The 11,426-nt window shown below is 70.9% G+C and carries 16 protein-coding genes and 2 pseudogenes; 8 read left to right on the top strand and 10 right to left on the bottom strand.

Annotation, left to right across the window (positions count from 1 at the left end; translation table 11 throughout):
* Positions 1 to 238 (top strand): hypothetical protein (locus Q0C41_RS25855; RefSeq protein ID WP_291988885.1); only part of this gene is annotated, 238 nt, incomplete at its 5' end.
* A 2-nt stretch (positions 239 to 240) separates the two neighbouring features.
* Here Q0C41_RS25855 and Q0C41_RS25850 read toward each other — a convergent pair.
* Positions 241 to 747 carry a DUF6309 family protein gene (locus tag Q0C41_RS25850; protein WP_291988883.1) on the bottom strand — a complete coding sequence of 169 codons (507 nt, stop codon included), beginning with the start codon at positions 745 to 747 and terminating at the stop codon, positions 241 to 243.
* Positions 748 to 789: 42 nt separating this feature from the next.
* Here Q0C41_RS25850 and Q0C41_RS25845 point away from each other — a divergent pair, with 42 nt between their 5' ends.
* The 4 genes from Q0C41_RS25845 to Q0C41_RS25830 all read left to right on the top strand — a co-directional run bounded on the left by Q0C41_RS25845 (position 790) and on the right by Q0C41_RS25830 (position 3,395).
* Positions 790 to 1,533 (top strand): Ig-like domain-containing protein, encoded by a 744-nt coding sequence (locus tag Q0C41_RS25845; RefSeq protein ID WP_291988889.1) that lies wholly within the window; start codon positions 790 to 792, stop codon positions 1,531 to 1,533.
* A gap of 95 nt (positions 1,534 to 1,628) precedes the next feature.
* The gene (thiO, locus tag Q0C41_RS25840; RefSeq protein ID WP_291988881.1) at positions 1,629 to 2,735 is read left to right on the top strand and encodes a glycine oxidase ThiO; all 1,107 of its coding nucleotides are present in this window, start codon (positions 1,629 to 1,631) and stop codon (positions 2,733 to 2,735) included.
* A 15-nt stretch (positions 2,736 to 2,750) separates the two neighbouring features.
* Positions 2,751 to 3,056, top strand: a complete 306-nt coding sequence (locus Q0C41_RS25835; protein WP_291988879.1) for a 4a-hydroxytetrahydrobiopterin dehydratase — start codon at positions 2,751 to 2,753, stop codon at positions 3,054 to 3,056.
* Positions 3,057 to 3,065: 9 nt separating this feature from the next.
* Positions 3,066 to 3,395, top strand: coding sequence for a heavy metal-binding domain-containing protein (locus Q0C41_RS25830; protein WP_291988877.1), 330 nt, complete (start codon positions 3,066 to 3,068; stop codon positions 3,393 to 3,395).
* Between the two features lie 88 nt (positions 3,396 to 3,483).
* Here Q0C41_RS25830 and Q0C41_RS25825 read toward each other — a convergent pair whose 3' ends face one another.
* From Q0C41_RS25825 to Q0C41_RS25795, 6 genes and pseudogenes are all read right to left on the bottom strand, one after another.
* Positions 3,484 to 3,771 carry a BMC domain-containing protein gene (locus Q0C41_RS25825; RefSeq protein ID WP_291988875.1) on the bottom strand — a complete coding sequence of 96 codons (288 nt, stop codon included), beginning with the start codon at positions 3,769 to 3,771 and terminating at the stop codon, positions 3,484 to 3,486.
* 17 nt (positions 3,772 to 3,788) lie between these two features.
* The gene (locus Q0C41_RS25820) at positions 3,789 to 4,907 is read right to left on the bottom strand and encodes an alanine racemase (protein ID WP_291988874.1); all 1,119 of its coding nucleotides are present in this window, start codon (positions 4,905 to 4,907) and stop codon (positions 3,789 to 3,791) included.
* Positions 4,908 to 4,965: 58 nt separating this feature from the next.
* Positions 4,966 to 6,525, bottom strand: a complete 1,560-nt coding sequence (locus Q0C41_RS25815) for a hypothetical protein (protein WP_291988872.1) — start codon at positions 6,523 to 6,525, stop codon at positions 4,966 to 4,968.
* 53 nt (positions 6,526 to 6,578) lie between these two features.
* On the bottom strand, positions 6,579 to 6,752 hold the full coding sequence (locus Q0C41_RS25810) for a hypothetical protein (RefSeq protein ID WP_291988870.1): 174 nt from the start codon (positions 6,750 to 6,752) through the stop codon (positions 6,579 to 6,581).
* Positions 6,753 to 6,879: 127 nt separating this feature from the next.
* Positions 6,880 to 7,268 (bottom strand): annotated as a pseudogene (locus Q0C41_RS31520) (type II toxin-antitoxin system VapC family toxin).
* The gene (locus Q0C41_RS25795) at positions 7,268 to 7,522 is read right to left on the bottom strand and encodes a type II toxin-antitoxin system VapB family antitoxin (RefSeq protein WP_291988863.1); all 255 of its coding nucleotides are present in this window, start codon (positions 7,520 to 7,522) and stop codon (positions 7,268 to 7,270) included. The pseudogene Q0C41_RS31520 and the gene Q0C41_RS25795 overlap by 1 nt, the downstream one beginning before the upstream one ends.
* A 119-nt stretch (positions 7,523 to 7,641) precedes the next feature.
* Here Q0C41_RS25795 and Q0C41_RS25790 point away from each other — a divergent pair, with 119 nt between their 5' ends.
* A complete protein-coding gene (locus Q0C41_RS25790) occupies positions 7,642 to 7,785 on the top strand; it encodes a hypothetical protein (RefSeq protein WP_291988861.1) in 144 nt (47 codons plus the stop codon).
* 258 nt (positions 7,786 to 8,043) lie between these two features.
* On the opposite strand, the gene Q0C41_RS25785 is transcribed toward Q0C41_RS25790, so the two are convergent.
* From Q0C41_RS25785 to Q0C41_RS25775, 3 genes are all read right to left on the bottom strand, one after another.
* Positions 8,044 to 8,238, bottom strand: coding sequence for a hypothetical protein (locus Q0C41_RS25785; RefSeq protein WP_291988859.1), 195 nt, complete (start codon positions 8,236 to 8,238; stop codon positions 8,044 to 8,046).
* Between the two features lie 116 nt (positions 8,239 to 8,354).
* On the bottom strand, positions 8,355 to 9,029 hold the full coding sequence (locus tag Q0C41_RS25780) for a PEP-CTERM sorting domain-containing protein (protein WP_291988857.1): 675 nt from the start codon (positions 9,027 to 9,029) through the stop codon (positions 8,355 to 8,357).
* Positions 9,030 to 9,264: 235 nt separating this feature from the next.
* Positions 9,265 to 9,477 (bottom strand): hypothetical protein, encoded by a 213-nt coding sequence (locus Q0C41_RS25775; RefSeq protein ID WP_291988855.1) that lies wholly within the window; start codon positions 9,475 to 9,477, stop codon positions 9,265 to 9,267.
* Positions 9,478 to 9,496: 19 nt separating this feature from the next.
* Between Q0C41_RS25775 and Q0C41_RS25770 the strand changes: the two are divergent.
* Together Q0C41_RS25770 and Q0C41_RS25765 are read left to right on the top strand one after the other, a co-directional pair.
* Positions 9,497 to 9,862 (top strand): annotated as a pseudogene (locus Q0C41_RS25770) (ATP-binding cassette domain-containing protein); the annotation flags it as partial.
* A gap of 94 nt (positions 9,863 to 9,956) precedes the next feature.
* On the top strand, positions 9,957 to 11,249 hold the full coding sequence (locus Q0C41_RS25765) for a hypothetical protein (RefSeq protein WP_291988853.1): 1,293 nt from the start codon (positions 9,957 to 9,959) through the stop codon (positions 11,247 to 11,249).
* Positions 11,250 to 11,426 lie beyond the last annotated feature (177 nt).

Genomic DNA, 11,426 nt, shown 5'->3' with positions numbered 1-11,426 from the left:
CGCGCCCACCATCGTCGTGGTCCAACCGCCAGCGTCTGACGGTCGCCACGAGCGTCGGCAGCGCGAGGCGGTGACGCCACCTGCGGCGAGCTGGGTGACGCGGCGAGACGACGGGAAGAACGTGTCGGCCACGGGTGAGGTGCGAACCGGGCGGCCGGCGGCGGCGTGGGTCACGCCGCGCGACCCGAAGCCGCGGGAGACGACCGAGCGCGCGACGCCGACCCCGAAGTCGCGCTGACGCTAGGACTGGCGCAGCACCGGCAGGTATGCCGGGCAGGTGCGATGCCCGGCCATCCAGTAGCCGAGCGCGCGATGGTAGCCGTCCACCACCACGAGGGCGGCGTCAGCGGGCTTGACGCGATCGCCCACCGAGACCGGCGACACCACGATCGGGTGCTGCGGCGACGCGGCGGCGTGACTCAGCCGACCCCAGCACGAGGGATTGGCCCGCGCGTAGGCCTCCCCGTGCGTCGTCAGCCACGCATGGGCGGTGCGTACGTCCGAGCCGTCGGACGCCTCGCCGAGGCGCCGCGTGTCTCCATGGCACGCCTCGCCGGCATGCGCGGGGAGCCACAGCGCGCCGAGTGCCGCCTCATCGAGTTCGACCAGGTGCCACGCGTCCACGCCGGGGTCGAGCGCGTCGAGCAGGGGCAGGGCCCACCGCGCGGGGGAGTGGCCCGGGTAGGTCGCGGCGCGGATCCCGGCGTCGATGGTGTCGCGTGAGACGGGCGCAGTGAGGATCCGCATGGGCTTTCGAAGACCTCCCCATCTTGCTACAGTCGCCACGTGATGCCCCGTCTGGTGGCCACCGCGTTCGCGGGGCTGGCCCTCCTCTTCGCCGGTTGCGACAACAACACGACCACGCCGACCTCACCGTCGACCGGGTCGCTGCAGGTGACGACGGCGCGCAGCACGCTGCGGGCGGGGGAGACGACGCAACTCGTCGTGACGACCAGCGCCGGCACGCCGGTGACCGGCGTGGCCTGGACCAGCAGCGACACCAGCGTCCTGTCGGTCAGCGCCACGGGGCTGGCCACGGCGGGTCGGGCCGGGCGGGTGACCATCTCCGCCGGCAGTTCGTCCGGATCCGGCAGCATCGCCATGCGGGTGGTGCACGACTACCAGGGCACCTGGACCGGCGGGATCTCGCGGCCGCAGATCACGTGCAGCGCGACAGCGACGGCCTCGTTCTGCGTGCCCGGCGCGGCCACGTCCGGCACCGTCACCCTGACCATCGTCCAGATCGGCGACCAGCTGACCGGCACGCTGATCGACTCGGCCGAGCCTTCCGCCCCCGTGCCGCTCGTCGGGTCCGTGCAGACAGACGAGGCGGCGACGCTCAGTGGCCGGCTCGACACCCCGACGACGTCGCCGACGCGGCGGGTCGAGGTCGCCGCGTTGCGGGCCACGCCGGACGTCGCGATCGGGAGCCTCTCGGGCAGCTACCAGCTGCTCGTGGACCGGGCGCCCGCGGGCGGTGCGCTGCTGGCCGACTACCGCGCGCAGGCCCAGTTCCGCGACCTGCGCCGCTAGCTGCGTCATGTGGGAGGGACGCCTCGCCGAGGTGTCCGTACCCGCAGACGATCACGCGTCCGCATCCATGCACCCCGACGGTCTAAACTGACGGGGTGTCGTCGCATCCGGATGTGATCGTCGTCGGGGCCGGGTTGATCGGGTGTGCGGTGGCGCACGCCCTGTCACGCCAGGGCGCCGAGGTGCTGGTGCTGGATGCGAGTGCGCCGGGGTCGGGCGCGTCCCAGGCGTCCGCGGGCATGCTGTGCCCCCACATCGAGGGGGCGCACGACCCGGTGCTGCAGGGCCTCGGTGCCGACAGCCTCGCGCGGTACGACGCCTTCATCCACCGCGTCTGCAGCGACGCCGGCATGGACGTTCCCTACGTCCGCAACGGCACGCTGCAACTCGCCGACACCGACGATCGTGCCGAGGTCCTGCGGCGCCTCGCGGCCGTCCTCCATGGCCAGGGCGTGCCCTGCCAGTTCGTCGAAGGCGTGGCGGCGGTTCGCGACCTCGAGCCCCTTGCGACGCCGCAGCGCGCCGGGCTGCTGATCGAGCCGCACGGCGCCGTCCGCATCCGCGACCTCATCGAGGCGCTGCGACAGGCGACGCTGCACAACGGTGCCCGCTTCCTCCACTCCGAGGCCGTCGAGCACGTCTCGCGCCTCGAGGGCGGCCTGGTCGTCGAGACGCACGCCAACACCTTCCACGCCTCCCACGTCGTGGTCACGTCGGGCGCCTGGGCCATGAACCTGCGGGTGGACGGACACCCCGTCATCCCGACCCATCCGGTGCGCGGTCAGCTCCTCCGTCTGCAGATGCGCAGCGGCAGCCTGCGTCGCGTGCTGTGGGGGCCCGACATCTATCTCGTGCCGTGGGCCGACGAGGTGTTGGTGGGCGCGACGGTGGAGCACGTCGGGTTCGACTCCCGGGCGACCGTGGCCGGCGTGATGCAGTTGTGCACGGCCGCGCAGGCGCTGGTGCCCGAGCTGGCCGAGGCCAGTTTCACCGAGGTGCGCGTCGGACTGCGGCCCGGCTCGCCGGACGGGTTGCCGCTGATCGGGCCGTCACGACGCCTGCCGGGGCTCGTCTATGCCACCGGCCATTTCCGCAACGGCGCCCTGCTCGCGCCGCTGACCGCCGACCTCGTGGCTGCCATCGTCCGGGACGCGTCCGCGGACGTGCCGTCGGCGCTGGCGGCCTCCCGATTCGACCTCTGACTCTGCGAGGATCCCGTGTCCGACCACCTCGATGCCGAACAGCTCGCCGCCGCCCTGACCACCCTTCCGGGGTGGTCGATCAAGGGCGCTGCCATCGAGCGCCAGTTCACCGTCACGAGCTTCCCCGATGCCGTCGCGCTGCTGACGCGGCTCGCGTTCGAGGCCGAGACCCACGATCATCATCCCGACTTCGTGCTGGAGTACCGACGGCTGACCGTCCGCTTCTGGACGCACACCGCCAACGGAGTCACCCAGAAGGACATCGACGCGGCCCACGTCACCGACCGGGTCGTCGGGCCGTACGCGGTGTTCGAGAAATAGCGAGAGACCATGCTGATCACGACGACACCCACCCTCGACACCGCGAAGGTCGTGAAGTACATCGGGCTGGTCAGCGGCGAGGCGATCCTCGGCGCCAACATCTTCCGGGACCTGTTTGCCGGCATCCGCGACATCGTCGGCGGGCGGTCGGCGGCATACGAGGCCGAGCTGCGCAAGGCCAAGGACATCGCGGTGCAGGAGATGCAGCAGCAGGCCGCGTCGCTCGGCGCCAACGCGGTGATCGGGGTGGACCTGGACTACGAGACGATCGGCAATGGCGGCAGCATGCTGATGGTCAGCGCGAGCGGCACCGCCGTGGTCGTGGAGCACCTGGCGTAGCCGCCGACCTGCAGGTCGGCGGACGGCTGCGGGCACGCGCGTCGACACGCGCGTCGACCTGAAGGTCGACGCCTACGGGAGTCGATGTCTACGAGATGGGGAAGATCGTCTCGACGTCGTCGGCGGGGCGCGGGATGACGTGGACGCCGATCAGCTCGCCGACCCGGCGGGCGGCGGCGGCGCCGGCGTCGGTCGCGGCCTTCACGGCCGCGACGTCGCCGCGGACGATGGCGGTGACCATGCCGGCATCGACCTTCTGCCAGCTGACGAAGGTCACGTTGGCCGTCTTCAGCATGGCGTCGGTCGCCTCGACCATGCCCACCAGCCCACGGGTCTCGATCATCCCGAGTGCGTCGCCGAGTTCACGCGCTGCCATAGACCCGGCATGGTACCTCAGTTCACGAGGCCCCGGGCGTCCACCTTCTGGGTCTCCAGCACCTCGTCGCCGTCGGCCACCACATAGGTGTTCGACAGGTTGGCGACGACACAGGCGTGGTTCGGGACGATGGTGACGCGGTCGCCGATGCGGAGGCGGGTCGGCCCGGTCACCGTGACCACGCCGTGTTCCTCCGAGAGGCGTTCGATGAGCAGCCCGGGATCGGGCTGGCCGTCGGGGCCGAGGATGACGCCGAAGCCTGGCGTGGGACCGAAGCCGCGGGCGCCGTCGGAGGACAGCACCTTGCTGCCGCAATCGAGCACCAGCCGGTCGGGCGCCGGGAACGCGGTGACCGAGGCATGGATGCGAAGGGCGCAGCCCGACCAGTCCACCACGCCGAGGCCGACCTGCGTGCGGTCGTGGAAGACGTAGTTGCCGGGGCGCAGCTCGGTGATGCCGTCGAGCGTGGCGGAGAACAGGGCCGAGGGCGTCGAGCCGACGCTGACCTCGGCCAGCTCCACGCCGCGCGCCGCGCAGCCGTCGACGAGACGGGCCAGCATGGCGGCCTCGTCGCGCGCGATGGCGGCGATGGCGTCGAGCGACCCCGCGGCGTAGGAGTGGCCGGCGTGGCTGAGCAGGCCGCGCAGGTCCAGGCCCGGCATCTGGCTCACCTGCGTGATGAAGGCCACGGCATCGCGCTGCGTCGGGTCGATGCCGCAGCGATGCGTGCCGACGTCGATCTTCACCAGCACCTCGAGCCGCCGGCCGGCGGCGACCATCGCGTCCGACCACCCCTGGGCCACCCCGAGGTCGTCGACGACGGTCGAGATGCGCACCCCGTCCATGAGCGCGACGATTCGTGCCGCGTAGGTCGGCGAGATCGGGTAGGCGATGCGGATGTCCTGGATGCCGGCGGCGGCGAACACCTCCGCCTCAGCCGGCTTGGCGCAGGTGAGGCCCACGGCGCCGGCAGCCACCTGCTGCGCGGCGACCCAGCCGCTCTTGTGGGTCTTGCCGTGGGGCCGCAGCTGCTTGCCGCCAGCCGCGGCCGCCTCGGCCATGCGGGTGATGTTGCGCGTCATCGCCGGCGCGTCGAGCACCACCAGCGGCGTCTGGAGTTCGGAGAGAGTCGGCACGGGCACAGGGTAACTGGGGAATGCCGCAATGCCGCAATGCCGCCCCCCGTGCGGCGCCTCAGTGCGGGCGCCCGTCGTGGGTGTGCGTGACGGGAGGCGTCCAGGTGCGACCCGTCGAGGCCGTCGTCCGCGCCACGATGACCCCTCGCTCGATGAAGATCGGATTGGCGTAGAACCACAGGTCGTCCCACGGGTTCTCACCGGCCGTGTCCATCTGCGGCTCATCGTCCCGGGTGCTCGTGCCGCGCAGGCGCACGTACTGCGAGTGGGCGACGCCCGGCAGCCGCGTCTGGATGGTGCAGACCTCGCCCTTGCACGTCCAGTCCTTCGACGTCAGCCGCTGGACCACCCGCGTCGATGGTGTGCGGTCGACCTGCGGATCCGCGACGGGCCCGGTGATGTCGCCGACGATGACGTCGACGTGCGTGACGGCAGGCGTACGGCCGCCATGGTTCGGGCCGGCGGGGTCGCGGAAGCGGATGGCGAGCGACACGGCCTGGCCCGGCCGCGCCTTCAGCGTGCCGCCGATCTCCGCGGTCGCCCGCCCGGCCCGGGCCGTCATGTCGAGCTCGGACACGAGGTCACCCGCCACGGCGAACGCACGCCCCTGCCGGAGGCCGTCGAGCACATCGTCGTAGGTGTGGCGCGCCTTGACGTAGGTCTTGTGGAACTCGCCGGGCCAGAAGTCGCTGCCCTGCCGCACCGGTTCGTCGTAGTGCACGTGCGAGTCCGACGAGGCGACGATCCAGAAGCGACGCCCCTCGGCCAGCATCGAGTCCCAGAGGCCGCCGACGATGGCCGTCATCTGGTCGAAGCCGCCGAGGGTGTGGGCACCGGGGCGCGAGTAGCCCCCGCGGAAGCCGGTCAGCGCACCCGTCGCGTCGCGTCGCGGCGACCCGTCCTTCGCGAGGCCGGACGCCTGGTGGCCCGGGCCACCTTCGAGCCCGCGATAGACGAGCGGCGCGCGCGTGTTGTTGTCGCGCAGTTCGCGGGGCTCGTCGACGCCGTACTGCGAGATGCCCCTGGCGGAGCGGGACGGGTGGTTGGCGAACATCAGGGGGAGCCGGGGCAGCGCCGCGACGAACGCCATGGCCGCCTGCCGTGCCGCCTCGGTGTTCCTGGCCGGGTCGGCGGGCCAGGCGTCGGCCGAGTCGAAGCGGCTCTCGATCTCGTACAACATGTCGCGTTCGTCGTCGGCGCGCGGGACGATCAGCGTGTGGTGGTCCATCGCCGGCAGGTTCAGTTCCATGCCGTAGAACTGCAGCACCTCGGGCACCGCCGTGCGCGACTGCAGCAGCTCCGGATAGGCCTCGTCGCGATTGAGCTTGGAGTGCGTCGGGCCGCCGTGGTCGGTGGTGACCATCCAGCGGAGGCCGTGCTGCCGCGCCATCGCGGCGTTGCGGGGCGTCGGGTAGATGGCGTCCGCGCCGCGCAGGTAGGTCGGCGGCGTCTGCGTGCGGTCGTAGCCGGGACTCCACTGGCTGTGAATGTGGCTGTCACCGGCGAGCCAGCGGCGGCGCTGGTCCTGGGCGGCCGGCGTGACGGCCGTCGCGAGAGAGAGGGCCACGAGCACGAGGACGAGCACGAGGACGGGGAACGCGGAGCGAGGCGGGGTCACGCGCGGAGTCTATGTCGACCCCGTGTCGACGGCGCAACGTCGACGCGTCCGGGTCACCGCGGCGGCAGCGGTCCGGTCGTCGACTCGAGTTCACGCACCATGCGGTCGTCGCCGGTGAGTTCCCAGTAGATCAGCGACACCGGGATCAGGCCGACGGCCTCGACCTCATCGAAGAAGCGGCGCATCGAGAACTGGTCGCCGAACTGCCGGGCCCGCTCGGCGACCACGACTGGACTTCACGGGGGAGATCAGCGTCCTCCCACAGAGGATTGGTGAACAGCCCTGCCACGACGCCGCGTCGGCGACAACCGCAGGCTCCTCGCCGCCCGCCCGGCAGGAGTGCCGGGCGACACCTCAGAGCACGCGCGCGACGTCGGTCTTCGAGAAGTCGTCTCCCTTGAACAGGAGGGGCTCACCAGAGGTGCGCGCGAGCGCGTACGCGAATACGTCGCCGAAATTCAACCCCGCGGCGTGACGCCCGCGACCGTAGCGGCGATACCCGCGGCGGGCCTCGGCGACCTGCTCGGCATCGACGGCCACCACGTCGTTCTGGGCCCTGTGGATCAGGGACCCAGTTCTCGGCCCCCGGCCTCGCCCTTGCGCGCCTCGACGACGATGCCGGCTTCCAGCAGGGTGGCGGCAGAAACCAGCCTGGTCTCGTCCTCTTCGAGCACCGCTCGATAGGCCTCGGCCTCCGGCTCGTCGAGCAACAGCACGAGCAACGCCGAGGTGTCGAGGACCATCAGCGGGGCAGCCCGCGGTCGTCGTACCCGAGGATCTCGTCGGCAGGCCGGGCGTCGAGCGTGGGCAGCGCCGCGCAGCGGCGGGCAATCTCCCTGAGGTCCTCGCGCAGCGGCCGCCGTCGACGCCGGCCCTTGAGCCTCGCCAGGCGCTCCCTGAGCGCCGCTGCGACGGCGGCGGTGAGCGTTTCACCGGTCCGGGCGGCCACTTCCCGCGCCAGGCGGTCGACTTCGGGGTCCTTCAGACTGATCGCCATCGTATAGCCTCAATCTAGAAAGGTATCGCTTGTCTAGACCACGACGCCAGACGGCCGGCTCCCCACCGTCGCGCGCAGTTGCCGTCTGCGCCTGATCGGCCCTCATCGAGGAGGCCGCCGTGATCGACCGGATCCTGCAGCATCTCGGCGTGCCGACCGAGATCCCCGCGCCGCGCCCGGCGCGCGCGCCACCGCAGGGGACCGCATCTCCCGAGCAGGAACGGTGGGACGATGGGCTTCCCGTGTTCCGCGATGACGGGTGAAGGTAGTTGAGCAATGCTGGCTGACGCCCAGACGGACCCCGGGTCTCCCACACGGGGAGCGGCGGAGGTGTGTCTCGCGAGCCGACCCGCGCGGCCGCCCATGTCCGCCGGGCCCAGGGTGGTGCGTGACCTGCCGAGTGTGAGGGCCAGAATGGGCGTGTGCGGCGGGCTTGGCGGGGCGGAAATCCGCGCTGAGGGGCGGCCTGGGGGACGCGGGCGGAGTCGGACGACGGATCTTCCGTTAACCTCGCCCCCCCATTAATGCTTCCTATCCTCGCAGCGCTTGAGGTCCTCCGTGCGCTGGGCGACGGGCGGCTTCTTGCGCGCCAGCTTGGCGTCAATGGCCGCGGGCGACCGGACGCGGACGGGAGTGGTGGACGCCGGGGCCGGCGCCTGGGCGAAGGTGACGGCCAGCGTGGCGGCCAGAACGGTGGCATACGACGCGAGCGTCATGAGTCTGCGAGACGTCAGCAGTGACCTCTTGAGGCTGTGCTGTGAACGCTGAAGAAGGCACGGGCGCGCGCCCCAGGGGCGACGCATCCGCGCCTCAAAGGTTGTGTGGGCCCGGCTCAGCGCCGGCGACGGCGCGAGACCGCCAACCCGGCGCCGAGCAGGACGAGCGTGAGGCTCACCGGCTCAGGCACGTCGGGCGTCCGCGTCAACGACACGTCGTTGATCGCGAAGCCGTTGCCGGTCAGGATGTCGAACTCGATCGCGAAGATGTCGTTGGCGTCGCTGAGCAGCCCGAGGAAGAGCGCGCTGCCGTCGCCGTTCTGGTTGTTCGTTCCCCCGGCGGCGTACCCGAAGAGCACATTCCCGCCCGTGCCGTAGGCGCGAATGGCGCCGATGAAGTTCCCCGCCGTGTTGGACTGGATCTGCGCCCCGGCGCCGCGCTGGCCGGTCGCGAACGTCAGGCGCATGGCCCCGAACACGCCCTCGGCCTCGTCGAGGTTGTAGGTGCTCAGCACGACATCGCTGGCCAGGAAGTCGGCGTTGAAGGTGCTGCCGGCGAACAGCGCGAGCGCGTCAGGCCCGTCGACCGTCACACCGACGCCATTGGTGCTGGTGGTGTTGGTGGGCACCGGCAGGGCGGTCAGGTCGCCACCCAGGTCACTCCAGACCACCGAGTCGGTCGGGTTGAGGGCGGCACGGCTGCTGACGCCGATGACGGCGGCGAAGGACGAGGAGGCACCGAGCAGGGAGACGCCGACGACAAGCGCGGCAAGGCGAACGCGGGAAAACATCGAAACCCTCCGAAGTCGGACCCTGAGGTCCCAGCGCGGCTGGGGCGTCGCGTCGTCCTGGTGGCCGGAATCCACAGTCACGTGGCGAGTGGCCCCACTATCTGCAGGTATTGGGCCAAGGTCGAGATTGAGTGTTTTGGCCCGAACTCTTCATCGGGTATTTCGCGACCGGGAGGACAAGTCGCTGCTGGTTGGACTTGAGTCTGCCGTGAGGGTGACTCTTCAGCCGCCGCACTCAGCGGGCAACGCAGCCTGTCTGGTCGCAACGCAACCGGAGTTCGAGGCCCGGGACGAGTTGCCCGTGGGCGTCGCGGGCGCTGGCGGTGACCTCGAGCGCCGTGCCCGTGTCGGCGACGTCGAGCAGGCCGAACTGGTGGTCGCGCTGAGGGGCGGCCTGGGGGACGCAGACGGAGTCGGAGGACGGATCTTCAGTTAACTTCGCCCCCATTAATGCTTCCTATCCTCCCTACGAGAACATCGAGCTGCCCCTGTCGTATCGCGACGTCAACGTCGCCGACCGCCAGAGCATCGTCGCCGAGATCCTCGATCGCTTCCGAATCGTGGCCAAGAAGGACCTCTACCCGAGCCAGCTGTCCGGTGGACAGCAGCAGCTGGTCGGCGTGGCCCGTGCGGTCGCGGCAAGTCCGTCGGTGATCCTGGCCGACGAGCCGACCGGCAACCTGCATTCGTCGCAGGCGCGCGAGATCATGGAGCTGTTCAAGCAGCTCAACGATCAGGGCACGACGATCGTCCAGGTGACCCACTCGGAAGAGAACGCGCAATACGGCGGGCGGGTCATCCGCCTGCGTGACGGCTTCCTCGACGAGAGCTGAGGGAGCAGGCCGGTGCTACGATGCCGCACCCGCGGCCACAGCTGTGCTCCGACCGTCGCCGTGGCGTCCATCTCACTGTCGCGAGGGCCTCTCCATGTTCGTGCGTCTGTTGCTGCTGTCGATGCTGATTGTCACGACGACGTCCTGCACGGGAGCACGCTCCGACCGTGACGCGCCGCCCGAGGGCGGTGCTGCGGCGCCGGCCGACGCGGCCGGACCGAGCCCCACGGGCTCCTTCGTCGAAGGCCGGGACTACACGGTGCTGGAGCGCGCCCGGTTCATGGACGACGCCGGCTTCGAACGTCCGGCGGAGGCGTTCAGCGTGCTGCTGCCGCGCGGCTGGAGCCACCAGGGCGGCGTCGTGTGGAAGGGCCTGCAGGAGTGTCGCGGCGAGATGGTGAGCGCGAAGTGGAGCGTCGCCTCGCCCGATGGCGCCATCCGCTTCCAGACCTTGCCGATCCACGCATGGGGCTGGGCGTCCGACCCGATGATGCTGCAGCAGATGCAGATGATGCAGCAGCAGGGTGGCTGCGAGATCGGCAGCGCCATCGACGCCACCCGGTACATGCGCGAGGTGTTCGCGCCGCGCGAGCTGCAGGGCGCCACGATCGTCGATGTCCGCGACAACGACCCCGCCACGCGCGAACTCCGCGACCAGGCCGCGCGCAACATGCCGAAGTTGCAGCAGTACAGCGGCGGTGGGCAGATCGACGTCGAGGCCGACGCTGTCATCGCGCGCCTGCGGTGGGAGGACGGCACCGAGGGGCTCGCGCTCGTCTCCGTGCTCAACTTCATCACGGACATGCCCAACCCGTTCACCGGCGGCATGCAGCGCCTGGTCAACGGCAACGCCACGGAGCGGAGTTACATCCGCTTCCCGGCGGCGCGCCGCGCCGAAGCCGAGACGCTGCTCGCGAACCTGAAGTCGAGCTATCGCACCAACCCGCAGTGGAAGGAGGCGATCGATGGCTACTTCGCGCGGATGCGCCAGCAGCAGGACGTCATCCATCACCAGCGGATGGCGGCCATCGCCGAACAGACGGCCGCCAACGCGCGTGGGCACGCACAGCGGATGGCCGACATCCAGCGGCAGGGCGACGCCAACACCGCCAGGTTCCAGCAGCGCATGGCCGGCATGGACAGCAGCATGCGGAGCTGGGAGGCGACGCAGAGCAGTCAGGACCGCATGCACACGGCCTTCGTCCAGTCGATCCGCGAAGTCGAGACGTGGCAGGGCGGCGACGGCAAGGTCGAGTTGAGCAGCGGCTACAGCCAGGCGTGGAGCCGAAGCGACGGCAGCTACATCCTGAGCAACTCGCCGTCGTTCGACCCGCGCGCCGTGCTGCAGGACCAGGCTTGGCAGGAGCTCAAGCGCGCCAATCCGTAGCACGGGGCTGCCCCTCGGGGACGTGCCTCGGCGTACACTCAGGCACGTCGATTCCAGGGTCGGGCACCAGCCCCGCACGGACGAGATTCGCCAACCGTCGCGGCCTCGTCGCGCTGATGTTGCTGGCAACCGCCGCGTGCTCCGGGGCGCCGCCGGCGCCCCCCGAGGCCGCGACGC

Origin of the sequence: Luteitalea sp., from assembly GCF_022842525.1 — a bacterium.
GTDB lineage: Bacteria > Acidobacteriota > Vicinamibacteria > Vicinamibacterales > Vicinamibacteraceae > Luteitalea.
The sequence above is the reverse complement of the archived record's forward strand: the minus strand, read 5'-3'. Positions and strand labels throughout refer to the sequence as shown.